This window comes from Spirosoma lituiforme, assembly GCF_054776635.1.
Map to the genome: position 1 here is coordinate 1,753,603 of NZ_BAAHBO010000001.1, position 23,088 is coordinate 1,776,690.

The 23,088-nt window shown below is 51.2% G+C and carries 14 protein-coding genes; 3 read left to right on the forward strand and 11 right to left on the reverse strand.

The features are described 5' to 3' along the window. Positions 1 to 78: 78 nt before the first annotated feature. The 6 genes from ACYU87_RS07470 to ACYU87_RS07495 form a co-directional block, all read right to left on the reverse strand. Positions 79 to 795: an outer membrane lipoprotein-sorting protein gene (locus ACYU87_RS07470; protein WP_461133400.1), complete on the reverse strand. Its 717-nt coding sequence runs from the start codon at positions 793 to 795 to the stop codon at positions 79 to 81. A gap of 103 nt (positions 796 to 898) precedes the next feature. Continuing rightward, on the reverse strand, positions 899 to 3,469 hold the full coding sequence (locus ACYU87_RS07475; RefSeq protein ID WP_461133401.1) for a TonB-dependent receptor: 2,571 nt from the start codon (positions 3,467 to 3,469) through the stop codon (positions 899 to 901). A gap of 301 nt (positions 3,470 to 3,770) precedes the next feature. Then, positions 3,771 to 4,682, reverse strand: a complete 912-nt coding sequence (locus tag ACYU87_RS07480; protein WP_461133402.1) for a tetratricopeptide repeat protein — start codon at positions 4,680 to 4,682, stop codon at positions 3,771 to 3,773. Then, the gene (locus tag ACYU87_RS07485; RefSeq protein ID WP_461133403.1) at positions 4,639 to 5,454 is read right to left on the reverse strand and encodes a hypothetical protein; all 816 of its coding nucleotides are present in this window, start codon (positions 5,452 to 5,454) and stop codon (positions 4,639 to 4,641) included. Before ACYU87_RS07485 ends, ACYU87_RS07480 begins: the two co-directional genes overlap by 44 nt. A 410-nt stretch (positions 5,455 to 5,864) precedes the next feature. Next, positions 5,865 to 7,301, reverse strand: a complete 1,437-nt coding sequence (locus ACYU87_RS07490) for a DUF1501 domain-containing protein (RefSeq protein WP_461133404.1) — start codon at positions 7,299 to 7,301, stop codon at positions 5,865 to 5,867. A gap of 225 nt (positions 7,302 to 7,526) precedes the next feature. After that, on the reverse strand, positions 7,527 to 9,890 hold the full coding sequence (locus ACYU87_RS07495) for a DUF1549 domain-containing protein (RefSeq protein ID WP_461133405.1): 2,364 nt from the start codon (positions 9,888 to 9,890) through the stop codon (positions 7,527 to 7,529). Positions 9,891 to 10,214: 324 nt separating this feature from the next. On the opposite strand from ACYU87_RS07495, the gene ACYU87_RS07500 reads away from it, so the two are divergent. After that, positions 10,215 to 11,477, forward strand: coding sequence for a hypothetical protein (locus ACYU87_RS07500; RefSeq protein ID WP_461133406.1), 1,263 nt, complete (start codon positions 10,215 to 10,217; stop codon positions 11,475 to 11,477). 106 nt (positions 11,478 to 11,583) lie between these two features. Here the strand turns inward: ACYU87_RS07500 and ACYU87_RS07505 are convergent, their stop codons facing one another. After that, positions 11,584 to 12,666: an endonuclease/exonuclease/phosphatase family protein gene (locus tag ACYU87_RS07505; protein ID WP_461133407.1), complete on the reverse strand. Its 1,083-nt coding sequence runs from the start codon at positions 12,664 to 12,666 to the stop codon at positions 11,584 to 11,586. A 243-nt stretch (positions 12,667 to 12,909) separates the two neighbouring features. Between ACYU87_RS07505 and ACYU87_RS07510 the strand changes: the two genes are divergently transcribed. Then, positions 12,910 to 14,832 (forward strand): hypothetical protein, encoded by a 1,923-nt coding sequence (locus ACYU87_RS07510; protein WP_461133408.1) that lies wholly within the window; start codon positions 12,910 to 12,912, stop codon positions 14,830 to 14,832. Between the two features lie 24 nt (positions 14,833 to 14,856). Here ACYU87_RS07510 and ACYU87_RS07515 read toward each other — a convergent pair whose 3' ends face one another. The 4 genes from ACYU87_RS07515 to ACYU87_RS07530 all read right to left on the reverse strand — a co-directional run bounded on the left by ACYU87_RS07515 (position 14,857) and on the right by ACYU87_RS07530 (position 22,051). After that, the gene (locus ACYU87_RS07515; RefSeq protein ID WP_461133409.1) at positions 14,857 to 16,365 is read right to left on the reverse strand and encodes a DUF1593 domain-containing protein; all 1,509 of its coding nucleotides are present in this window, start codon (positions 16,363 to 16,365) and stop codon (positions 14,857 to 14,859) included. A 413-nt stretch (positions 16,366 to 16,778) separates the two neighbouring features. Continuing rightward, positions 16,779 to 18,191: a SusD/RagB family nutrient-binding outer membrane lipoprotein gene (locus tag ACYU87_RS07520; protein WP_461133410.1), complete on the reverse strand. Its 1,413-nt coding sequence runs from the start codon at positions 18,189 to 18,191 to the stop codon at positions 16,779 to 16,781. Between the two features lie 38 nt (positions 18,192 to 18,229). Continuing rightward, complete coding sequence (locus ACYU87_RS07525) at positions 18,230 to 21,397, reverse strand: SusC/RagA family TonB-linked outer membrane protein (protein ID WP_461133411.1); 3,168 nt, start codon at positions 21,395 to 21,397, stop codon at positions 18,230 to 18,232. 51 nt (positions 21,398 to 21,448) lie between these two features. Further along, a complete protein-coding gene (locus tag ACYU87_RS07530) occupies positions 21,449 to 22,051 on the reverse strand; it encodes a peptidylprolyl isomerase (RefSeq protein WP_461133412.1) in 603 nt (200 codons plus the stop codon). Between the two features lie 579 nt (positions 22,052 to 22,630). Here ACYU87_RS07530 and ACYU87_RS07535 point away from each other — a divergent pair. Then, positions 22,631 to 23,077, forward strand: coding sequence for a YsnF/AvaK domain-containing protein (locus tag ACYU87_RS07535; protein WP_461133413.1), 447 nt, complete (start codon positions 22,631 to 22,633; stop codon positions 23,075 to 23,077). Positions 23,078 to 23,088: the final 11 nt, after the last annotated feature.

Sequence of the window (23,088 nt, forward strand, 5' to 3'; positions counted from 1 at the left end):
ATAAGAGTAAGCCTGAAAAGCCGAAAGCCACCCTGCTCGGAGTGGCTTTCGGCTATGAACTACCATACAGATAATTCCTTATTTCGCGGGCTTTTTAAAGATCGACTCGTCCACTTTAGGATTGACCGTAATCTTGGTCGTAACCATCGTCAGTGTACCCATTTGTGGGTTAACGATTTCCATCGTGTTGGGAAACTTGATACCATCTACAGCCTTATAATCGGAAAAGCCCATTTCACCCTCCTGCCCGTTCATAACCATTTTCATTTTGCTGACCAGGTACGTGTTGGCATCAATATACTCATCAACCGCCTGGCCATCCTTCGTCGTTACTTTCAGGTGGTAGGCCTCTTTACCGTCTACTTTCTCTTTCCCCACCAGATCAATTTTGTTTCCTTTCTCTTTGTAGTTGACCAATGGGCCGAAGGGATCAAGCTGGCCGAGCTGCTGCTTGATCTGATCGGCGGGCATATCTTCAGGCTCACCTGTTCCCTGCATCATCGTTGGACGCAGCATCCAGCCGGTTGTTCCATTCACTACCTGAATCATGGAATTGCCCATTACCGACGATTCGGACCGCAAGGACTTGCCCACCACAATTGTTGTTTTACTAGGTATCTCCATGCCCTGAACCGAAAGTGACCGTTCGGTAATCAGCGTCGAAACACCTTTCAGTTTGTCCATGCCCCCCAGGGCCGCAACGTGTTTGTCAACAATTTCGTCGACTGTTTGGGCGTAAGCGCCAGCGGATACAAAAGCGGCCATAGCAACGGCCAGGAATCGGGAAGTTTTCATTCGATAAATTGAACTATGTGTTCGTTTGCTTTTCGGAAATGTAGTTACTTAACGGCTGATTCGGTATGTCAATCAGAAAAAAGTAGCTGATTTAATCGGCTCATTACTGCCGGGGCGTACCACTGCCCGAGGATGTTCCACCAGCCGGAGCCTGCCCGCCACCGTCACTTTTCACGTCGTCGTTGTTGACCGATTTGGCTTTTTTACGGGGCGCATCCATCGTCATCTTGCCAATTTTGTAAGTAAACGTCAGGCGAATTCCGCGGTTGTACAGATAGACGTCGTTTACCTGATTGAACTGCGCTGAATTCAGGACCGTATGGATATTGAACCGATTGGAAAGGAAGTTCTCAGCCGCGATACCCACGCTGCCCTTTTTACTTTTGAACTCTTTCTTCACACCAAGCGTGTAGAATCCGAAACCACCCTGCGTACCCTGCAACTGTACCTGTGAGCCCTGCAGAAATCCAAAAGCCTGAGCCCCCCAGCCATTGCCGAACTGCGCCGAAGCAAACGTGCCACCACCTACGTTGAATCCCGTATTGGTCAGACTTTCCGAAACCCCATCGGCGTTGGTTGCCTGCCCGGTTAAGCTGGTGTAAAAGGCGTTCAGAAATATGCCGACGTTAATTTTCGAGGTCACAGCCACATTGGCAAACGTATTGGTGCCATACGTATACTGACGGCCGATGTTCTGATAAGTCGTCACAATGGCTCCGGCCAGCGTATCGGACGGTTGCCGAACCTGCGTAATCGCGTTGTTGGTGGCACGCCCAAAGAAGGTTGCATTGATGAACGTCTTCTTGATCGTTTTGCTCACGCCCAATTCAAAGTTGTTGGTTAATTCAGGACGCAAAGACGGGTTACCAATCGTGATGTTCTGGGGATTGGCCGCGTTGAAGTTAGGGTTCAGCTGTTGCAGGCCCGGCCGTTGGATCCGGCGGTTGTAGCCCAGTTTCAGGGTAGTCCCTTTAAACGTTTTCGATGCGTTGACGCTGGGCACTAATACCCCGTAGTTACCAATGCCAAGCGTTCCATCTTCTTCGGTGCTGGCATCAATAAAAGTGTGCTCATAGCGTAACCCTCCTTTCAGCGTGTACCGGCTTTTGGTCGTGTACGTATAGGAACTGTAGGCAGCCGCAATGTTCTGGTGATACAGCAAGGCGCCCTGAGTACCATTCTTTTCGGTCGTAAACTCACCCGTTGGGCCGGCCAGCAAATAGCGGTAATCGCTGTTGACTTCCCGGAGAATACCTTTCGCACCAAACTCGATGAGCTGATTCTTTTTGATAGGCGTCTGGTAATCGGTTTGCAGCGTAAATTCCTGGTTGACGTTCTTGTTCAGGTTGCGCTGGCGACCGGTTAGTGTGCCCGTACTATTCAGCAGATCGGCATCGAAGTTGTTTGTCAGGTCGTTCCGGCTGTAGAGCGTCGAGATGCTCCACTCCTGCTGGGGCTTGAACGTGTGGAGATAGTCGACATTGGCATCGACCGTTCCCGAAAGATTTTTGCTATCTACGTTGCGGTTCGAGCTTGATCCTGGTGTGCCGTTTGTAAATAGTTGGGTAACCAGATCCTGCTGGCTGAGCATGTTCCGGACACCGTATCGCACACCAGCCGTTAAGCTCTGGTTCTTGGCCAGATCGTAATCAAAGCCCAGGTTATACTGCCCGAATAGTCCATTGCTCGTGCCATCGCCCGATTGGCGGGTCAAGGTTTCTACGCCGTTTACTCTACTAGTCTGATCGAGGTTGGTTTTCGTGATCGTGTTATACATCGCCCGGCCGAAACCACCGAGGGTAAAACCGGCCTTTCCTTTCCGGTAGCCGCCATTCAGCGACAGCATCGAACCCCGGTTCCCTACGCCCGAATCTATGTTCAGGTTCAGCCCCTGCAGGCTGTTCTTTTTCGTGATAATGTTGATGATCCCCCCCGACCCTTCGGCGTCGTACTTGGCGGATGGGCTGGTAATCACCTCAACCGTTTTGATCTGATCGGCGGGAATCTGCTTTAGCGCGTCGGCAACGCTACTAGCCACAATGGTACTGGGCTTGTTGTTGATCAGCACCCGAATATTGGAACTACCCCGCAGCGAAACATTCCCGTCAAGATCCACCGTCAGCAGCGGCACTTTACGCAGAATGTCGGTGGCGTCTCCGCCCTTCGCCGTAATGTCTTTATCGGCATTATAGACCAGGCGATCCACTTTTTCTTCAATCAGGGCGGCCTGTCCGGTTACGGTTACTTCCTCCAGCGTTTTCACCCCCGAGCTAAGTTTGATTACCCCCAAATCCAGCGTTTGCCCGTTGGCCAGCACTACATTGTCAATCGTTTTATTCCGGAAACCAACGAACGTGATGAGCATCCGGTATTCACCCGCTACCAGTTTCGACAGAACGAACTTGCCTTTTTCGTCGGCCACTGTTCCATCGACCGTTTTTCCTGTGGCTTTGTTATACAGGGCAACACTGGCAAATTCAACGGCCTTGGCCTGCGTGGAGTCAATGATAGATCCCGTTAGTTTGGCATTTCCTTTCGGACTTTGGTCTCCTGCGGTGCCGGGTAACGCTTTTGGTTGCGGGGTGCCCCCCATGCCGGGAAATTGAGCAAAGGCGGGGGTTAGCAAACTGGCAGCAAGTAGAGTTGTAGCAATAAGTAGCGTGTTCGGTTTCATGAGGTTGCTTGGACTGGGACAAAGGTGTATACACCAAGGGGAACCCGAAACCAAAAGCGGACAAAGGGCGGAATAAACTGGATGGACATCGGTTTATTCCTGACGAATGAATTGTACTGAATGGTGATTATCTGAGCAACGAAGCCGAAGAAGCCGTTAACGGTTTATTTTTGCTGCCAGTCGACCGGCTTTCATGCCTATCTGGTGGAACACCACCTTTGCCTCCTTACGAGACTAATTACGCTAATGAACACGCATCTACAGGCTATAACTACGCTATGGCAGCGTTCCAGGTACTTTTTTAATCGTCGAATTTTCTAATTTTCAGCGTCATGTAAGCCGTAGAGTTTCCGTTTTCGGCGGCTTTTGTATAGTATTGAAACGCTTTCTGTTTATCGATAGAACGGCTCAGTAAGCCAAAATAGTAGACTTCCGCCAGCTCATACATAGCCGATACATTATTCTGAGCCGCAGCACGGGTCAGGTAATTGTATCCGTTTGCGGAGTCGGACAGATCATAATAGTAAATCCGAAAGGCACGATAGGAAGCTTCTGAAAGGCCCTGATCGGCCGCGGCCCTGTACCATTTTAAAGCCTCTCTCGGGTTCTTTTCAACGCCATTGCCTGTCTCATATAAACCACCCAGGTAATACATAGCATCTACACAGCCTTTTTCGGCGGCTAGCTGGTAATAGCCGCACGCTTTAACGCTGTTTTGGGGCACCCCTAACCCAAATTGATACAGGTAGCCTACGGAGGTGAGCGCGGTTATGTTGCCCGCTTTAGCAGCTAGCTGGTACCAATTTTCAGCACTGGCATAATTTTTTTCAACCCCTAATCCGTACTGGTACATCATGCCCAGGGTCGTTTGAGCTTCCTGATTTCCCTGGGCTGCGGCCAGCCGCATCAGCCTGGCGGCTTCCGTTAAATTTTTCGGAACACCCCTGCCGTGAAAATAGCAGAGTGCAAGGTTGTGCTGACCCCAGCTATACTGGTGGTGAGCGGCATTTTTAAAGCACTTTACGGCATTGGCGTAATCGCCCTCTTTCCAATAGGTTAAGCCAGCTTCGTTCTGGGCACGCGGGTAGGATACAGCTACCGAATCTACCGCCAGGGCGCGTTTATGTCGATAGGCAACTACGTCCGTTGATGTAGCAAAACTGATCAATTCAATCGTTAACAGTATGACCAGAAACTTTAGCGTGTAAGTCATTTGAGTAGATTGATTTATCCATAAAGTTGAGAAGCCGAGTTTCAGCCTGTGCCTTTTCGTCTGAGGTATTATCGTTACGCCCTGCTTTACCATCCTTCCGTTCAACGGTACCCGAAACATCAACAAGGGTTTTTCCTTCGTCGAATGGATGCGGACGGAGGGTAATTTTATACAACCCTTGCATCTGAACAGTCGATTTAAAGAAGAGAAACGCCGGACGTTTCACGTCGAAAGTCTCACTGATTATGACTTCCTGGCTGGTACTATTTTTAGGCTCGTAAGGCGATTTTTCCTGCCTGAAATTTCTGGTCAGTACATCTGAAACTTTTGAAGCCGGCAGCGAGTATTCCCGTTTGGCCAGTGGAGCGGCATCGAAATAATGCTTAATCAGATCGAGATCGCGTCTCACCGTTTTCAGATCGGCTAATGAATCATGCAGCGCGTGCAGTTCACCCGCCATACCCTGAATACGGGTTTCGTAGGATTTGACGAGTTGCTGGTTCGTTTGTTGCGCATCCTGTATCATCTTGTATAACTGAAGACTGTCGCGCCGTAACTCTTCCACTTTAAAGACCAGCATCTTATTTTTTCCATCCAGCTTTGACAACCTTCTCGATAACGATTTGGACTGTTTGGTCAAGTAAGCGGACTTCTTTTGATAATACGTTAACTCCTTCGTAAGCGACTGAACTATAGGATCTTCGTTATCTTGTGCCCAAGCGGAATGGGTCATTACAACTAAAAGAGCGATACTCAGTACAATTTTTTTCATGAGATAGATTGACTAAAATGAATTATCAAAAGGGAGTACATAAACCGAAAGACACGTTCCTGCGAAGCATCGGTTTTATGTAAATCACTGTCATAAACGAATGTCAGATGGGTTGATCCGTAAGAATAGGGAGTAGCTAACGAACCCCTAACCTATTGTTACGGTTTTGCAAAACTATAAGTTTTAAGTTAAAATTGTTAATAAAATATACTTTTAGGTACACTAATAGATAGTATAAGTAATTACAATAGGTTAATTACATGATGTTTTTAGGCAAATAGAATACTATACCTGGTTTCAGGGCCAGCTAGAATAGCGATAACAGACTGAGCCAGCGACTCATAGCTGGTATAAGTCGCTCGCATCAGAACCGTATGAAAGATGCTCGATTAGAAAAGGGCGTGCTTTTCTTACGCCAGTAAGGCCAGTACGGGTTTGCCCGTGCCGTCGGGGGTTGAATAAAACGGGCGTTTTTCCACGTCGTAGTGCGTGTCGGGTGCAATGCCGAGCGCGTGGTAAATCGTTTGGTGGATTCCCTCGATATGCACTGGATTCTCGATGGTTTTGCAGGGGCGTTCGTCGGCGGTTTTGCCATACACAAAACCTTTCTTGATGCCCCCGCCGAACATCAGGATCGAGCAGCCATCGGTAAAGTGGCGGTGCATACCGTAGAACTTGAGATCAGAAAGCTTTTCCGGCTGTTCAACCTGCTCCTGTACTTTAGCATCCGGCCGCCCTTCAACCATCATATCCCGGCTGAATTCGCTGGCCAGAATAACGATTGTACGCGCTAGATGGCCCGATTTATCCAGATCTTTGATCAGTTGCGCCACCGGACCATCAACCTGTTTTTTCATATCCTCCAGACGCGTATGGCCGTTTTCGTGCGTGTCCCAGCCCTTGAACGGCTCGTACTCGGTTGTGACGCTGATAAAGCGGGCACCCTGTTCGGTTAACCGGCGAGCCAGTAAGCAGCCAAGACCAAATTTGCCCGTATTGTAGATATCATAACTGGCTTTCGGTTCTTTACTCAGGTCAAATGCCTTGGCTTCCGGTGAGTTGAGCAATCGGTAAGCCTGCTCCATCGACCGTTTGAGCGACTCTTTCTGGTAATCGCTACCATATTCACCCATCGGCCCCTTGCTGATTAGGTCGTTGTAAAGCTGGTTTCGCCGTTCAAATCGCCGGGCATCCATGCCAACGGGTGGTCGAACACTGTCCAACCCCTGACTCGGGTCAGGAATGAAGAACGGTCCGTACTCATTCCCCAGGAAACCAGCCGTGTGAAACGCCTTCAGCTCTTCGGCTTCACCCACGGTGAATCGCTGGCCAATATCGACGAAAGCAGGAATGACCGGATTTTTGGGACCTAACTCTTTGGCGATCCAGGAACCCAGGTGCGGAGCGGCCACCGTCTGGGGCGGTTCGTAGCACGTATGCCAGTGATACTGATGGCGCGAATGCAGGATATGCCCCATATCGGCGGCTACATACGACCGAATGAGCGTTCCTTTATCCATCACGCTACCAATGGATTGAAGCCCTTCCGAAAAGTTAATTCCGTCCAGTACCGTGGGCACTGGCTTGAACGTGCTCAGCACACGGTTACCATCCATCCCCTTCTCGAAAGGTGTATAGCGCTTGGGATCAAACGTTTCGGTATGCGCCATCCCTCCCGCCATCCAGAGCAGAATAACGGTATCGGCGGTGCTGGTCAGCTGGCCCGATTTCAGCGGCCGGTTACAGCCCGACAGCAAACTCGACATGGGAGCCCCTGACGCAAAAGCGGCCATAGTAGCCGCACTTGTTTTCCGCAAAAACTCCCGCCTGTTCCAGTTAGCTCCCATATTGTTATAGCCCGAATACACCTAAAGGTAATCATGTGTATCAGGTAGTTATAAGATACCAGGTGTCGTTTCTTACTGTACTTTCGTGAGCCTTCCGGCTCTGTAGTGTCGGTTATGAGTAGCTGACACCATAATGATTTCTTGCAACCTTTTGCATTTGTTTGGTTTCGAGAAACCTCCCCGCGTCAGATTATAGCATCTGACACCACTCCTACGGTGACTTTTCTAATAAATCAATTGAAATTCGGGATGCAGGCTAATGGCCCATACCAGATCCTGAATGCCTTCTGTGCTAGGGTTGTTACCCACAATTTTTCGGGCTATGGCCAGTTCCTTTGGTTCAGGATTACGCCCCAGGGCTCGCCAGTAGAGATTTTTCACCAATATATCCGACGTTGGGTACATGACTTTCCATTGCTGGGCTCCCCGTTTGAGGGCGTCGTTAAATTGCTCGCCATTGGTCAGCTCCAATGCCTGCAACAGATTCGCCTGCGATGACCGGCTAGTGCTGACCGTTTCGCGGTTTGGGCGTCCCAGAGCCGTCAGGAATGGATCGTTCTTAACCAACGATGCCCGCGCGAAGGGCACCTCTTTCTTGATTTTTTTGGGAAACAGCTTCTCCACGATGGAAGTGTCGATGTATACGGGACTAAAGGCCAGACTGACCGCATCGGCAAACTGTTCGGCCGTGAGTCGACGGCGAACCATACCCTGAAAGACAAACTTGGGCGACGTAATCAGGTCAGCATCTTTTAGTCCAACAGACGGAAGCTGATACGTTCTGGAAGTCAGAATAGTAGCCATCAGCTTCTTTATGTCATACCCATTGGCGACAAAATCCGAGGCCAGCCAGTCCAGTAAATCCTGACTCCAGGGGTCGTTATCCATCACATCAACGGGTTCGATAATGCCCCGCCCCATCACCTGCGCCCAAATCCGGTTGACAACCGTGCGGTACAAGCGACCGTCTTTGGGTTGCACCATAAAATCGGCCAGTTCCCGCAGCCGTTCTTCGGTCGTCGCTTTGCCGTTGATCGTTCCCAGTTGTTCGAAGATAATCCGGGTCCCGGCCATTTTGCCCGTCGGCTTATCACAACGATTAATTTCCAGGGTTGTGTCGGCAAACACATTAGCAAATGCATAGGCATCGGCCAGTTTCCAGTCGCTGATAAAGCTATCGTGGCACGACGCACATTTCAGATTCAGGCCCAAGAGCACCTGCGATACGTTTTGTGCGGCCTGCATCTCCGTTCGCTGGCTTGAGTTGATGGTGCCCCGCCACTTAATGCCTTTGATGAACCCCGCCGATTCTTTGGTTGGACTGACAAGTTCCCGGACAAACTGATTGTAGGGTTTATTGGCTTTCAGCGAAGTGTACAGCCAACGCGTAATGTCGTAACGGCCACCCGTTATGTACCCGGTTCCGGTGTAGTCATTCCGAAGCACATCGTTCCAGAACGTTAGCCAGTGCTGGGCGTAGTCAGCGTTCCGACTGAGCAACTCATTAACCAGCTTCTCGCGTTTATTCGGCCGGGTGTCGGCTTCGGAGGTTTGAATCTGCCGGGGCGTCGGCAGCAGGCCTACCACATCCAGGTACACCCGGCGCAGGTACGTCCGATCGTCGACTCGGTTTTTCCAGGCAAGTTTATGCTGTTGGAAATAAACGTTAACGAAACGGTCAATAGGATTTGTCAGACCATTGGTCGATTCGGGTAAGACGGGCAGTCGGGGTTCCAGAGCCGCTATCTGATAAATACTTTTTTCGGCTCCGCTCGGCCAGGGGGCGCCTTGCTGAATCCAGTATTCGAGCAGGGCCACATCGTGTTCCGTCAGGCGCTTGCCTTTGGTGGGCATGGCGTCTTCGTGACCGGCGGGTAGTTTGACACGCCGAATCAGGTCACTTTTTTCGGGATGACCAGCGACCAGAACAGGCCCATTTTCTCCTCCCTTCAGCACAAACTCTTTCTGGTCCAGCCGTAACCCACCCTTGATTTTGGTGGCACTATGGCAACTGTAACAGTTATGCGCCAGAATGGAGCGGACTTCCAGATTCAGTTCACCGATCTGCTTTTCGTCCAGAGGCTTACCCCTAGTGGCTGTAGCGAAGGTTACCTTCAACTCTTCGGTAGCTGGTATAGTCGGTTTCGGGCTGGAAGGCAACACGCTGCTCAGGTAGTCGTCGCCATGGGTAAGCATGGCCCCGTAGTGCCCCGCCAGACTAACCCCAAGAACCGTAACGGCTAATAAACTTCGGTAGAGTGCCATCCGCCCGGCCCGAAGGGCAACAACGGTCGCGATGGCCAGAAACATGGTTGCCAGCCCCGACCATTGGTGAATGGCGACGGTATCTCCGCCGTAGTCGTCCTGGTTCACGAGAAGCAGGCCCAACGAAGCCGCCACCATTGAACTAATGGCCCCAATCCAGACCATTGCCCTGATGCCCGGCTGCCATTCCGTTGACATTCGAAGCCAACCGATGACTTCGAGTAGCAAGGCGATGCACAACAAGCTCACCGGAAAGTGAACCATCAGTGGGTGCAGCCTACCCAGAAACTGCCAAAGCCAAAATGATTCTGCTACTACAGTCATTACACGGGGGAATGAATTAACGGAATTTACGAATCGATCGGGATAAGAACCTGACCATTTTAAAAGTCTGGAGTACAGGCTTTTTTACTGCTTATTCACATCCATACTGTCGACGCAATTTGTTGTTGAACTCCGATTAAACAGGTTTTGAAAATAGATTTTGGCGTGGAAACTTCTCACCTACGAATCCGCGTTGTTTTAATATACAGCAGCGTTTTGGCAACCTCCCGAAAAACCGTTAATTTAGCCTGTGGATAATAAGTTTATCGAGCGGCTGGGTTACCAAAGCGCCATTTTACCACTCTTTATACCGTACCGTAATCAATGAATAAAACCGCTGGGGCATTCTTTGATCCCATCACCAAGTTAAGAGTTCATCAGACAAACTACACCATTGATCAGGCCGAAGCGGCCAATCATGGTTTCGATCTGGCCGTTAAGCAATTTCTGCGCGACTGGATCGAACACGGTACGGTATCGACCAAGAGCCTGGAGGGCGAAGGAGATGTCGAAGAATTTGTGGAGCAGGGTGCCCTGCGCAGTTTCTTTAAACACCGGGAAGATGCTTTCGAGCGCCTGCTTGAACAAGAGCATATAGCCCGCCACCTGCTTCGACCCATCGACGAGGTTTACTTTCAAAATGACGCTTATGAGCCGCTACTGGCTCAGTTTGAAAAGCGTATCTATAATATAGCCGCCCAGCGCGAGCACCTGGAGGTGCCGTTTCGCTACAGCCCGCTTAGCCGGCAGGGTACTTATGGCGACACCATTCAGTTGACCGAAACGAACGGTGAGCCACCCCGGGAAGATATTGGTGTTTATTTCGGCACCCGCCGTACCGATAGCACAGCCCTGACCATTCTGGCGCATCAGCTTCGCTGGGAAGCGATGGTGCCTTCTGACTTTGAACTACCCGTTCATGTCATTACGGAAGGCTACATGGACGATTCGCTACGGTACGTTAAAGCCATGACCGAGCAGTTGAATGACGAAGGGGTTACGCAACCCCATTGCTTCGTTATTCAGCGACGTCACGCGGCCGACGACCGCCATTTGGGGGCTGCTCTACTGGTTATGGACCCTGCGTTGCCTACACTGCCCCAGCGAATTATCTTCTGCGACACCCTCAATCCGGGTCAGCGCCCCCCCTGGTGGGATAAATTCAAGCAGAAGATCGATGCTGTTTTTCCGCAACCCGCCGACGAGGCCCCTGCTTCAGACAGGCTCGAAGATGGTGGCGTCAAACTTCAGCGTTTGCACGATGGCGTACCGGTTCGGCATCAGGACATCGACTGTGCGTTCTATACCGCATCCATGTGCCGTGCCCTGATTCAACTGGTAAAAGCCGATGCCGATCTGATCCTGAATGGCTCTATTGAAGCCATTGTCAGCCACATGACAGCCCGGATGCCCGAGTACTACGAACAGCCTAACCAACCGAAAGAACCGGAGGAAGTACGAAAGGTGAATGTAATTCGTCGGTGGAACACGGGCTGGCAGGCGCTGAAAAACATGATGCAAAACCGGATCACGGACCTGGCGGTCCAGTTGTCGGTTTCCAGCGAACAGCCCCTTGGCTTCTCCTGATAAATTGATTAGTTCAGTTGATTAATTGCTTCGGCCAGCGCTATCCGGTGTTGGCCGAATCCATATACGCACGAACTTACGTATATGGAACATCGTTCAAATCTGACTACTCTTCCTTAGCTTCGGCTATTTTTTCGTGGGCTTCTTCCAGATCGTCTTTTTCGGGCTGCGGCACTTCCTCAACCACCCGCTCTGGCTCAGATACATACGTTAGCGCGATAAACATCGGGAAGTGGTCAGATCCGCCATTGGGCAGCCGGAGAATTTTCTGTAACTGAAAGTGAGTCGAAACAAATACGTGATCCAGCGGCCAGCGCAGGAAGAAATACCACGCATGAAATGTATTGTACATCCCTCGTCCAATACGTGGATCGAGCAAACCACTTACCCGCTGAAATAAACGGGTTGTGTGCGACCACGCTACGTCATTCAGATCACCGGCAACAATGGTAGCCCCCCCCCGCTCACGAGCCTCTTTCCCTACAATTAACAGTTCGGCATCCCGCTCCGTTGAGCGATAATGCTCTGTAGGACTGGGCGGCATAGGATGGACCCCATAAAAGTTTATGATTTGGGAGGAAGGCAATTCCAACTGCGCATAGACTGACGGAATATCATCCTGAATCAGAAATCGTAATTCGTGGTGGCGAATTGGCAAGCGCGAGTAGAGCAGCATACCATACGTATTCTCCAGTGGATGCAGTACTTGGTGGGGATAGTTGGCCTCTATCGGTGCCATGGCATCCTGCCACCTTTTATTGGTCTCCAGCAACAGAATTACGTCGGGCTCGTGCTTATCAACCAGGTTCCGGACGTGATCCATTTGGGTATTATCCATCAGCACGTTGGCTACCAGCAGCCGAATCGTGTTATCAGTTGACTCATCGTTGCCGGTTTGGTTGGCTAATCGGGCAACCTGTTTCGGGTGCAGGGGCGTAAACGGGTAAATTAGCCATCCCTGGTAGCCAAGCGTCGCCAGCAGACCAAGGGGCACAAGGCTGTAATACCCCGTAAAGCTGTGATTAATAACAACCCAGCAGACGAGCCCAATAGCTGCCAGCACAGTAAGCTGTAGATGTGGAAAATCCCAGATCCGAATCCACCAGTAATCCAGGCGAATAAAATTGAGAAACGAAGCTACTGTTACGACAATGGCATAGACAATCAGAATATACTCGGCAGTGTGCATGATGGTATTCAGAATGGCAGTTGATACCTACAACCTGAAATACCTGGCATCGGTTTTTAAGTAAAAGATAAATTACTCATTATCAACTATTTGAATCATTAAAAAAGCATTAATCAGTGATAAGACGAAAGAGTACATACTTGAGGAAAGTTCCGTTGACTGCGGCTAAAACGATATGCATTCGATTGTCCCTTAATTGATATATTAAGTTATATTCGTTGCCACAACCTATCGTTTAACTTGATGCAAAAATTCTACGCTACGCTTACTATACCCAGTCAGTCTCCTCCGTTACTAGCCAGCCGTAAAGTTGGCATCGGTCTTTTTGCCCTGCTTACACTACTGTACGGCGTCTTTTTCATCCGTAATTTTTCGGGACCTCTGACTGAGGTGCTACCCGGCGATACAGATCAGTGGGAGTATATGGGTTATTACCTGATTGAGAACCTTTCGTTCACTCCTCTGCCCCATCTTAATCTGGTCAGCGATCAAACCTTCTTCCCGTATGGTACCAACCACGCTTTTCAGGGCTGGGCTTTTGAGTCTAACAGCTGGTATGCCCTAGGCTACCTTCTTTTCGGTATGGGTCCCTGGCTCAATGTGTATTACCTGCTAAGTCTGTTGATAACCAGCGCAGGAACGTATCTTCTGTTGCGAACGGATTATGGAGATACCCGCGCGTGGCTGGCGGGTTTTATCGTCACGTTCCTTAATTTTTACGCACTCAACAAATACCCTGGCCATTTTGCCTATAGCCTTATTCACTGGGCGGTTTTAAGTCTACTTACGGATTTTCTCCTGGTTCGGCGGGTCGTTCTTGAGGAGCAAATCCCGTTGAAGCTGGTGCTGCTAAAATTACTGCTGCTCACCTTGTGCCTAGGTCTTGACCTGGGCTATGTGATGGGGTACGCGTTGAGTTCGTTTACCCTCAGTGCCTTGTTTATAGCCGGCATACTACTTTACAGAGCTTTTCGACAGCCAGACAAAGTATCGGACTTATTGCATCGAACCCTGGCAGACTGGCGGACCAGCTGGCATCCCGTATCATCAACCGCCCTGTTACTGGCCTCCTGCTGCCTAGCTCTTTTTTATATTCCTCTGCTGTTGGATGTGCTGCGCCAGGCATCCGTATTTACTTTTTCCGACCCGTTTGGGGGTGATCATGGCTGGATGCACCCCCTGCGCCTGCTTCAACCTTACTTCCCCGGTATCCATCTGGCCGACTACGCCATCCATAATCCCTATCATGACATGCCGGAAGGCTACGGGGCCGGAAGTCCGGGCTGGCTGCTGCTGGGGCTGGCCTGCCTTGGCTTCTGGTACACACCGCGAGCCGTTCGATGGGCGTATCTGCCCCTGGCTGTTTTCTTCATTCTGCACTTCATTTACCATCCTATTCGCATCCCATCGTTACAGATTTTTCCCTGGTGCCGGTTCAACCGTCATCCCTCACGCGTTACGCTCCTCTATCCGGTCATCGTCGCCCTTCTGGCGCTGTACCTGCCAACCCGATTGCCTGCTTCTCTCTGGATTCCACTGCTGCTCATTGGTCTGGTTGAACTAGGTACGGTGTTCCAGTATCGATACAGCTGGGAGCCCTACTATTTTCCGGCGTCATTCGGTCCCTACATGAAGCGTATCCAGCAACAACCGGGCGAAGCTATTTTAGACTGGCCATTTTGTGTGGTCGGGGGTAATGGCGTGGGGGGAGCGAATGGCTTGTGCCCGCTGTACAGCACAACGACGATGCTCTATTCCTACAAACGGTTTCATGGCAAAAAGACAATCGGGCAATACTTTGGGCGCCTTCACGATGTGCAGATTCAACCGTTTCTGCAGGCTGGCTGGCCGCAGTTACTGAGCCATACCAATGTTCCTGATTTCATGTACGCCAATCACCTTACCACCTGCTTCACCGAAGCGCAGTGGCAATTTTTCGATCGCTTTTACACGTTGAATGATTTTGCGGGTATAAACTTGTGCGTCGATCGGTTGCCGAAAACATGTGTACAAGCCTTCTACGCCCGATACGGGCAACCGGTTGCAACAACAACAATACCATCAACAGGAACGATCGCGTTCATTCCCAAATCGGCCGGTGCCAGGGCCAGGGTGAACAAGCCGCTGGGCAAGCTTGTCCGTTTTCCCTGCCATTGCGACAAGTAGTGCTGCGAGCGTGGCCTGGCAAGTTTATTTAGCTCTTACGGTAACAATAACCCGCTGGTATCGGGTAAGCGCGGGCGTTCCATTATCCGTTGCTTCGAGAACGAGATGAATGGTCTGCCCGCCCACGGCATCGCTGGGAATGAGCATCTCGGCCTGTGGGGAATTAGCCTTTAAAATAGTTACCTTATTAGGGTAAGTACCCACCTGAAACGGCCACCAGCGGATGCTAACCGCATTTCCGTCCGGATCCGAAACGGCCCCGTTGAGTCGAATTTTCTCGCCGGCAAACGCCAGTACCGTTAACGGTCCTTCAATCTTTACAACCGGTTCGTGATTGGCATTGGCGTATTGGGGAGTTACTGACCATTTGAGCCGAGCGGCAAAATCGCGCTGTGCCTGCGGGAAGAAATCAGGGTAGGCCATCGCCTGTGCCCCTTTAGCCAGTTGGTCTGTTAATGTGCTCAGGGAACTGGCCATGGCACTGGCACTGGTATCCTGAGCGGCCGCCAGAGAAAACATAGTCGCTGCGTCCTTTTTACCTACCTCGCGCCCGCCCCAGCCCCCATACGAACCTGCTTCGTGGGCGCGCAATCCATTTCCCAGCATATTCATGAAGGTATGGTCGTCACCTTCCCCCAGCCAGGACCCTTTCGGCTGGACAGGCATCCATACGGCATAGCCCTTCTTTTTGAGTTCATCACTGGTATAGCCGGAGAGGCCAAAATAATCCATAATGTCGCCTTTTACCATCTGTTTACCATCACCCCAAACCCGGTACAGGGCTCCCAACGGTCCGCGATCCGTTACATTTTCCTTCATCCAGGCGGCAGTCAGGTAAACAGAATTCTCGGGCTTGGCGCCCAGTTGCGCCCCGTACCCGTAATTAGGGCCACCCTTGAACTGACGGTACTCAATATCGGGCCAGTTCGGTCTGATGTAGGTTGCGTACGTATCGTCCTGATCGCCGGAAGGCAACAGCACTACTTTCCGGGCTATTTTCTTCCGGATGGCCTCCCACTCCATGGTGTATTCATACTGTTCCTGAATGGATTTGAGCGCCCGGGCAATTGTACTCTGACCTCCCCAGGCGGTAATGAATAGCAGACCAGGCTTCTCATCCAGCATCAGGGCTTTAATCAGGTCCGAGCCTGGCGTATTCTTCGATATATCCCCGTCGAAGTCAATATTTCCATACCTGATTTTTAGCTGAAGCTCACGCGGATCGGGGTAGTCAGGGTTGTGGACTTTCAGGTTCGGGTATACGTTCGCGTAGGCTTCGACAGCGTCATGAATGAATCGTTCATCGTTGGCCCACCGCCACGACTCACACGGACACAGGTTCAACCCGAAGCGGTTATACTCCCTTCCGGGAACGAACCATTTTGTTCCTTTGCCATCCCCCGCCCAGTGGTACCCACTGCTCGCATAGATGAGCCCTTCGATCTGTAGATCGCTACTGTACAGCAAAAAACGGATCAGGGAGTTATTGTCATCGAGTTCCGGATCAGCCGTAATAACGATGCGGGGTCGCACCGGTTCAGGTGACTGTGCCCCCGCCCCAGTAGTAAAAAGACATATCATCAACAGACCAATAGCATACAGGCGCGCATACGGCAGGCGCATCAGGCAAGGGAGTGTACTGGTTTTGCCCATTGGTCGGCAGGTTGGGGTTCTTTATTCGACTTAGTCGTGCCAGGGTCAGCCCATCGGTCCTTCCCGTGTCTCTATAAAAGGTTACCGGGCTGTTGGTATACTTATTCGTTGATTGCGAGCAGGGTAGTTATGGCGTGTGTTTGTGAAGAAACCAGCGCCAGTCTATACGCTCCCCCAAACAACAAAGCGGTACCGGAAACCCCGGTACCGCTTTACTGAATCTGACTGATTTCTGCCCATGTACTGCCGGAAGTCTTCTCAACAAGGCCTTTCGGGGAACAGTGTTTTGGTCGTTATTTATCAAACCACAGAGGGGAGTCAATAGCTAAACCCGTGGGCGTGTTCGGATTGGAATTTATCTCTTCGCTGCGGTAGAGCAGTCGCCGGACCAGACCCGCCACGGGGGCACCTGCCGGAGTGGTCATCGCCGGAATTTCCTGACCCATTACACCCGACCGGCGATTTTGTATCCAGCCTTCCACGGGCCGCATAAACAAATCGAGGTATTGCTGTTGCGCCAGTACAACCCGATAGTTAGCCGACGTCAAGGCAGGCAGCTGGTTTGCATACGTATCCGCCTGGGCAGTTGATACGCCAAACGACACCAGCGACGCGCGGACACCCGCCCGCATCCGTTGCGTCGCCAGATCGAACCCACCAGTGGCGAATCCGCGCGCAAGGGCTTCGGCCTCCAGCAGCAGTTGTTCCGAGTATGAAAAAGATACTTCCGGCAGATCGGCCCGGAGCAGGTTCATATTCACCAGCGACGACTTGGGCGTATAATTCTCAACCGTGTTGAGGGCTACGTATTCATTGGCTGCCGCTCCGGGTCCGGGCTGAAAAAAATACGGGATACGGGGATCATTGAGCGATGTCAGCAGGTTGTATACGACGTTCGAGCAGTACCAGTCCGATTGGACCCCGCCCCGGAAAATAGCCGTGAACGAGTAACGTGGATTCTGCCGACCAGGCTGGTTGTAATACTGAAACTGCATGGCATCGGTCGTTGCGCCAATCATGTTGCCCGCTGCGACCAACTGCCCAATCGAGGTTCCTTTTGTTGGATCGGCATCAACCATCGAAAACAGAATACGTAGTTTGAGCGAGTTGGCAAATTTGCGCCACTTCGTCATGTCGCCCCCGTAATACAGATCATTGGGGGCAATGATCCCCTTGCTGGACGGGTCAATCTGCGCAATAGCCTCATCGAGTAACGCTACAGTGCCATTCAGTACGTCAGCCTGCTTATCAAATCTGGGTAGATCGACTGTGCCGGTAGCGGCATCGGTAAACGGGATGTCCCCCCAGAGCAGTGACGTCTGCGAATAGGCATACGCTTTCATGATCTTGCATTGCGCCACGGCATTTTGGTTGACCGGCTGCCTGCTTTGAGCGACTTTAATCGCTACCTCAAGGTTTTTCAGTACATCCGTGTATGTACGTCCCCAGGCCGATCGGATACGGGTCTGGTCGTACTTTGCCTGCTCCAGTCCCCAGCGGCCACCAGATGCCCACATCTGGCTCATCAGCGCTACGGGCCAGGTAAGTTCGGCCACGCGCAACAGTGAAAACTGGGTGCTGGCCCCCGAAAACAGCAGTGAAGGGTCGACGGTCGTCGAGCGATTGGGGTCGATATTGAGGTTACTGTTTTTAAAACAGCCGGTGGCCGTCAGTGCCAATAGCCCGATGTACAGTATTTTTTTCATGATGATATAAGACGGTGTATGCGTTAACGGATGGCTGATCAAAACGTAAAACGAAGGTTGGCGCCAATGCTCCGGCTGCTGGGAATACTGCCCCGTTCCAGCCCTTCGCCAATCAGGCCGGTGCCGAGTACGTTGGCTTCGGGGTCGATGTGCGGTACGTTCGATTTGATAATCCAGAGATTACGCCCTTCCACGCCGAAGGCAATGCTGCCGAATGGTGTCCGGCTAACCAGCGTACGGGGCAAATTGTAGGCAATCCGTACTTCGCGCAGTTTGGTATATGACCCATCAAACGTATTGGTTTCCGGACTAACCGAGTTGTCCAGCTGATTCCAGTACTGCTGCACGCTGGCCACTGGTACGTCGTTTGGCCGGTAGGTTCCGTCGGCGTTACGAAGGACACCGGGATCGATAAACGGTGTCCGGTCGTTCACTGCCGTCTCGACGGCCATGCCGCCACTTCGCACAATACCGACTGTTTGGGAATTGATGACGCCCCCTTTGCGCATATCGATCAGGAAATTGACGTCGAATCCCTTGAACGAGAAGCTGTTATTAATACCCAGTGTCCAGTCGGGATAAATGTTACCAAGCAGTCGACGTGGTCCTGGGGTACGAAGGCCGGTAGTTGGGTTGATTACAAGGTTGCCCTGCGGATCGCGTAGCCAGCCAACCCCCTGAATATTAAAGGTTTCGCCGGGGCGGGCTACGACGAAGATACCAAAACCATCGCCCGATGTTGTCACAAATTCGGTCAGACCGTCGGCCAGCGATTCGACCCGATTGCGGTTGCGGTTAAAGTTAAAAGCGGCATCCCAGCGAAAGCCCGAGTGGGTTTTCAACGGCGTTACGGTCAGCATGGCTTCAACGCCCGTGTTGGAGATTTCACCCACGTTGAGCCGCCGGGCCGAGTAACCGGTCGATTGCGGCACGGCGATCGAGATGATCTGGTCGTAGTTCAGGTTGCGGTAGTAGGTCAGGTCCAGACCCAAGCGTCCGCCAAAGAATTTCAGCTCCGTACCCACCTCATACGAGGTCTGTTGCTGGGGTCGCAGGTTCGTTGGCGGCAGCACGTTGGTGGCCCCGAAGGCCGATGCCCCCCCGATTGGGTACAGGATGTTGAACGTATAAATGTCGTTGGCCTGGGTAAGCGGATTATAGGTAAAGGCCAGTTGGTACGGGTCTTCGTCGGAGCCCACGTTGGCGTAGTTGGCGCGCAGTTTGGCGTAGCTCAGCACGTTGTTCTTCACGATGCCCAGATTTGGAAACGCTTCCGTAAGGATGAACGATGCACTGACCGACGGGTAGAAATAGGAGTTGTTGTTGACGGGCAACGTACTGGACCAGTCATTACGACCCGTTACGTTCAGAAACAGGAAATTACGGTAGTCGAAACTAAAATCCCCGTAGGCGCCAAAAATTTCCCGACGGCTATAGAAATTGGAGGCCACGTTCGATTGCGCATTGGCAAAGGTGTACAGTTGGTCAATGTTCAGCCCATCTGACAACACCCGTGACCGGCGAACGGTCCGTTGGTTGAACTGATGCCCCACAATTCCCTTGAACGTCCAGTCGGTCGACAGTTTCCGGGTAATGGTTCCGATCAGGTCACTTTGTAGTTCACGCTCGTAGATTTCGTTGGTATCGAATTGCCCGTTCAGGCGTCCGCGGGTACCCCGACGCGTGGTCGACCGGCGGGTTTCGGAGAAGAAATCCGTACCTACGCGACCCGTTACGTTAAACCAGGGCGTTACGTCGTAACCCAGGCTAGTCCCGCCGTAGACCCGGTCAACAGAGTTGGAAAACTTGTTGAACGCCGTAATAAAATAGGGGTTGTTCTGAATACCGTCGAGGTCAATGGCCCGCGCCAGATCCCCTGTCCAACCCGTTGGGACAGTCTGCGTTGATGGCGCAAACAGGTTGTTTCGTAACTCATTGATGTCGATCGTCGGATTAATGCCCCCCAGAATCGTCGCCAGAATATTGGTCGTGTTCGATCCCTGCTGCGGACGACCGTCGCTAGTCGTCCGAACGTAGTTGAGCCACACCCGCGATGTCAGCTTGTCCGTAATCTTACGACCCGCGTTGATGGCAAACGTATTACGGCCCAGTTTCGAACCGGGTACGGTACCCGTCTGATTCAGGTTGGTAAAGCCAATCCGGTAGTCACCCTGGTCACTGGCCCCATCCAGCGACACGCTGTTGATGACCGTATGCCCCGTTACAAAGAAGTTTTTCCAGTTATCGGGGTGGGCCGTTAGTCCCTGCACGGTAGCACCCGTGTAGTCGAGAACCGGTCCGGTGATACTCGATATGGCGGGGCCCCAGCCATTTCCCAGCCGCGGGTTATATACGCCAAGGTTACCCTGCGCATACAGCGTCTGCGTGTCGGGAACGCGCAGCACATTATCGGTGCGATAGGAAGAGTTAACCGATATGTTCATTTTCTTCGACCCCACTTTGCCCCGCTTGGTGGTAATGACAATCACACCGTTTCGGGCGCGCGACCCGTACAGTGCCGATGCAGCCGCCCCTTTCAGCACGTTCATCGATTCGATATCGTCGGGATTTAGGTCGCCAGCGCGGTTTCCCACATCGACGCCCCCCGTTACGATGTCGGTTTCGGACCCATTGAAAGACGAGTTAGAGATCGGTACACCATCCACAACGAACAGAGGTTCGCTGGAGCTTGACAGGGAATTCGCCCCACGAATCATCACCTTCGTTGAGCCCCCGACCGCCCCCGACTGTTGCGAGATACGTACCCCAGCCACACGACCCGCCATCGAGTTGAGTACGTTAGGGTCACGGGCTTTAAGGAGTTCGGAACCACCCACCGTCGAAACGGCGTAGCCCAGCTCCTTTTTTTCCCGGACAATGGCATTAGCCGTCACGACGACTTCATCGAGGTTGGTCAGATCGGCCACCAGTTTTACGTCGATCGTCGTTTGATCGCCGGGCGTAATTTCCGCGTTTTTATAGCCGATAAACGAAAAAACCAACGTGCTTTTGGGGGGAACCGCCAGTTTATAGGTGCCATCAGCGGCCGTAACGGTACCGGTAGTCGTGCCTTTTATAACCACACTAACACCGGGCAGCGCTTCATTTTCGGGCGACGACACCAGGCCCGTTATTGTTCGATTCTGGGCCTGTACACGGAGCATCAGGCCAATAAGCAGCAGAAAAATCAGTACTGTTTTTTTCATATATGAAGTTGGTTTGGTCAACAAAAAGGAAGAGATGATGAACTGATTCAGTTAGGGAAGTTGCCTGACGGTACGAATGAGGACTGGTTTGCGCAGGAGTTGCATTGGGTTGGCATACGCGTTGGTCGGACCGGGCTGGCCGGTTTCGCCCGCCTGAATTTTGCGAACCACGTCCATGCCGGAGATGACTTTTCCGAAGGCAGCAAAGCCCTGCCCGTCAGGATTGCGTTTACCGCCAAAATCCAGTTCAGGCTGGGGATTTATGCAGATGAAAAATTCGGAAGCTCCGCTGTTGGGTAGCCCCCGCGCCATCGACAACGTGCCATCGAGGTGTTTGAGACCCGTTTTCTGGGTCGTTTCCTGCGCAATGGGTGGAAACATGCGCGTCGAGTCGGTACCCAGCCCACCCTGTATCACCTCAATTTTGACGGGGCTGGTCGCCTGATTATCCAGCCGGACAACCCGGTAGAACTTGGCGCCATCGTAGCGTTTATCAGAAACGTAGCGTAAGAAATTGGCGACCGTTCCAGGGGCCTTATCGGGATATAATTCGACGACAATAGGCCCGGCCTCTGTTTCGATTTTGACCTGTTGAGCCATAGCCAACGACCCTAATTTGACGAATAGGATGGCCCATACTACAAGGTATCTCATGTGATTGATTGGTAAATGATGAACGGTAATAACAGATAGCCTATGGCTACAGGAAGAGTAGTTATATATACTCAGCTGTCAACCGGCGCAATATGGCCAATAATCTTTTTATCAAATAATTTTAATATCTATTTTTTATAATTTCTCGGAATATAAACTACTTTTTATCAGAAAAATTAGAATTATATTATGCATTTTTCGTAATTAATTCAATTTCCTATTCAGATGTAACTAATTGCTAACTTAACTAATTATACTTAATAGACACGGTTGCGATCTTTCGCTTTTACTTTTATTAAACAGTAGTAGCCTGCCTGCCGTGAGTTGAGTTGTCTTTAGCTGGTAGTTACAGACCTATAGATAACCTTGTTATGATCCATACGCCCCCATTCACAAGCTAACCGAATTATATAAGTCATTCTTTCATATAAACTCACAACGCCAATAAATCACAATCCTCTTATTATCAGATAATTAAAGCTACTACAAAAAGAAATTCTATTGGTAAATAATAAATTCCATAAAACATATAGGGTAAATATTTTAAACATAATTCGCCTTTCCGGTCTTTAGAAATGCATGAACCACGAAGCGGATCCCAATTCATTACCAACCCCACCTCTGCCTGCATCGACAGCGATATGGTCTGAGCAAACTCATCGGTTCGACGTTATCCACGAGCAGGTGCAGATCGACAAGAAGGTGGTCGAAACGAGCGTGGTTCAACTAACAAAAAAGGTAAGCGAAGACCGTCAGGTTATTGATCTGCCGAGCAGTCGGGAAGAGATTACGGTTGAACGGGTTGCGCGGAATCAGTACGTAGACACGCCCCCGAGTGTTCGTTACGAAGGCGATACGATGATTATTCCGGTCTTGCAGGAAGTGATTGTTACGCAGAAGAAAATTTTGTTGGTCGAGGAAGTGTACGTGACAAAACACCGGGTACATGAGCATCGATCGGAGGAAGTTGTTTTACGAAAAGAAACCGTTGTCGTCGAACGAAAATCAATTACGCCGGATGAATAACCGGACAAACA

Bases quoted from the DNA above. Each gene is read 5' to 3' on its own strand.
- ACYU87_RS07480 (WP_461133402.1), bottom strand. From the start codon at position 4,682: ATGACTTACACGCTAAAGTTTCTGGTCATACTGTTAACGATTGAATTG.
- ACYU87_RS07470 (WP_461133400.1), bottom strand. From the start codon at position 795: ATGAAAACTTCCCGATTCCTGGCCGTTGCTATGGCCGCTTTTGTATCC.
- ACYU87_RS07500 (WP_461133406.1), top strand. From the start codon at position 10,215: ATGAATAAAACCGCTGGGGCATTCTTTGATCCCATCACCAAGTTAAGA.
- ACYU87_RS07475 (WP_461133401.1), bottom strand. From the start codon at position 3,469: ATGAAACCGAACACGCTACTTATTGCTACAACTCTACTTGCTGCCAGT.
- ACYU87_RS07485 (WP_461133403.1), bottom strand. From the start codon at position 5,454: ATGAAAAAAATTGTACTGAGTATCGCTCTTTTAGTTGTAATGACCCAT.
- ACYU87_RS07490 (WP_461133404.1), bottom strand. From the start codon at position 7,301: ATGGGAGCTAACTGGAACAGGCGGGAGTTTTTGCGGAAAACAAGTGCG.
- ACYU87_RS07505 (WP_461133407.1), bottom strand. From the start codon at position 12,666: ATGCACACTGCCGAGTATATTCTGATTGTCTATGCCATTGTCGTAACA.
- ACYU87_RS07535 (WP_461133413.1), top strand. From the start codon at position 22,631: ATGAACCACGAAGCGGATCCCAATTCATTACCAACCCCACCTCTGCCT.
- ACYU87_RS07530 (WP_461133412.1), bottom strand. From the start codon at position 22,051: ATGAGATACCTTGTAGTATGGGCCATCCTATTCGTCAAATTAGGGTCG.
- ACYU87_RS07525 (WP_461133411.1), bottom strand. From the start codon at position 21,397: ATGAAAAAAACAGTACTGATTTTTCTGCTGCTTATTGGCCTGATGCTC.
- ACYU87_RS07495 (WP_461133405.1), bottom strand. From the start codon at position 9,890: ATGACTGTAGTAGCAGAATCATTTTGGCTTTGGCAGTTTCTGGGTAGG.
- ACYU87_RS07520 (WP_461133410.1), bottom strand. From the start codon at position 18,191: ATGAAAAAAATACTGTACATCGGGCTATTGGCACTGACGGCCACCGGC.
- ACYU87_RS07510 (WP_461133408.1), top strand. From the start codon at position 12,910: ATGCAAAAATTCTACGCTACGCTTACTATACCCAGTCAGTCTCCTCCG.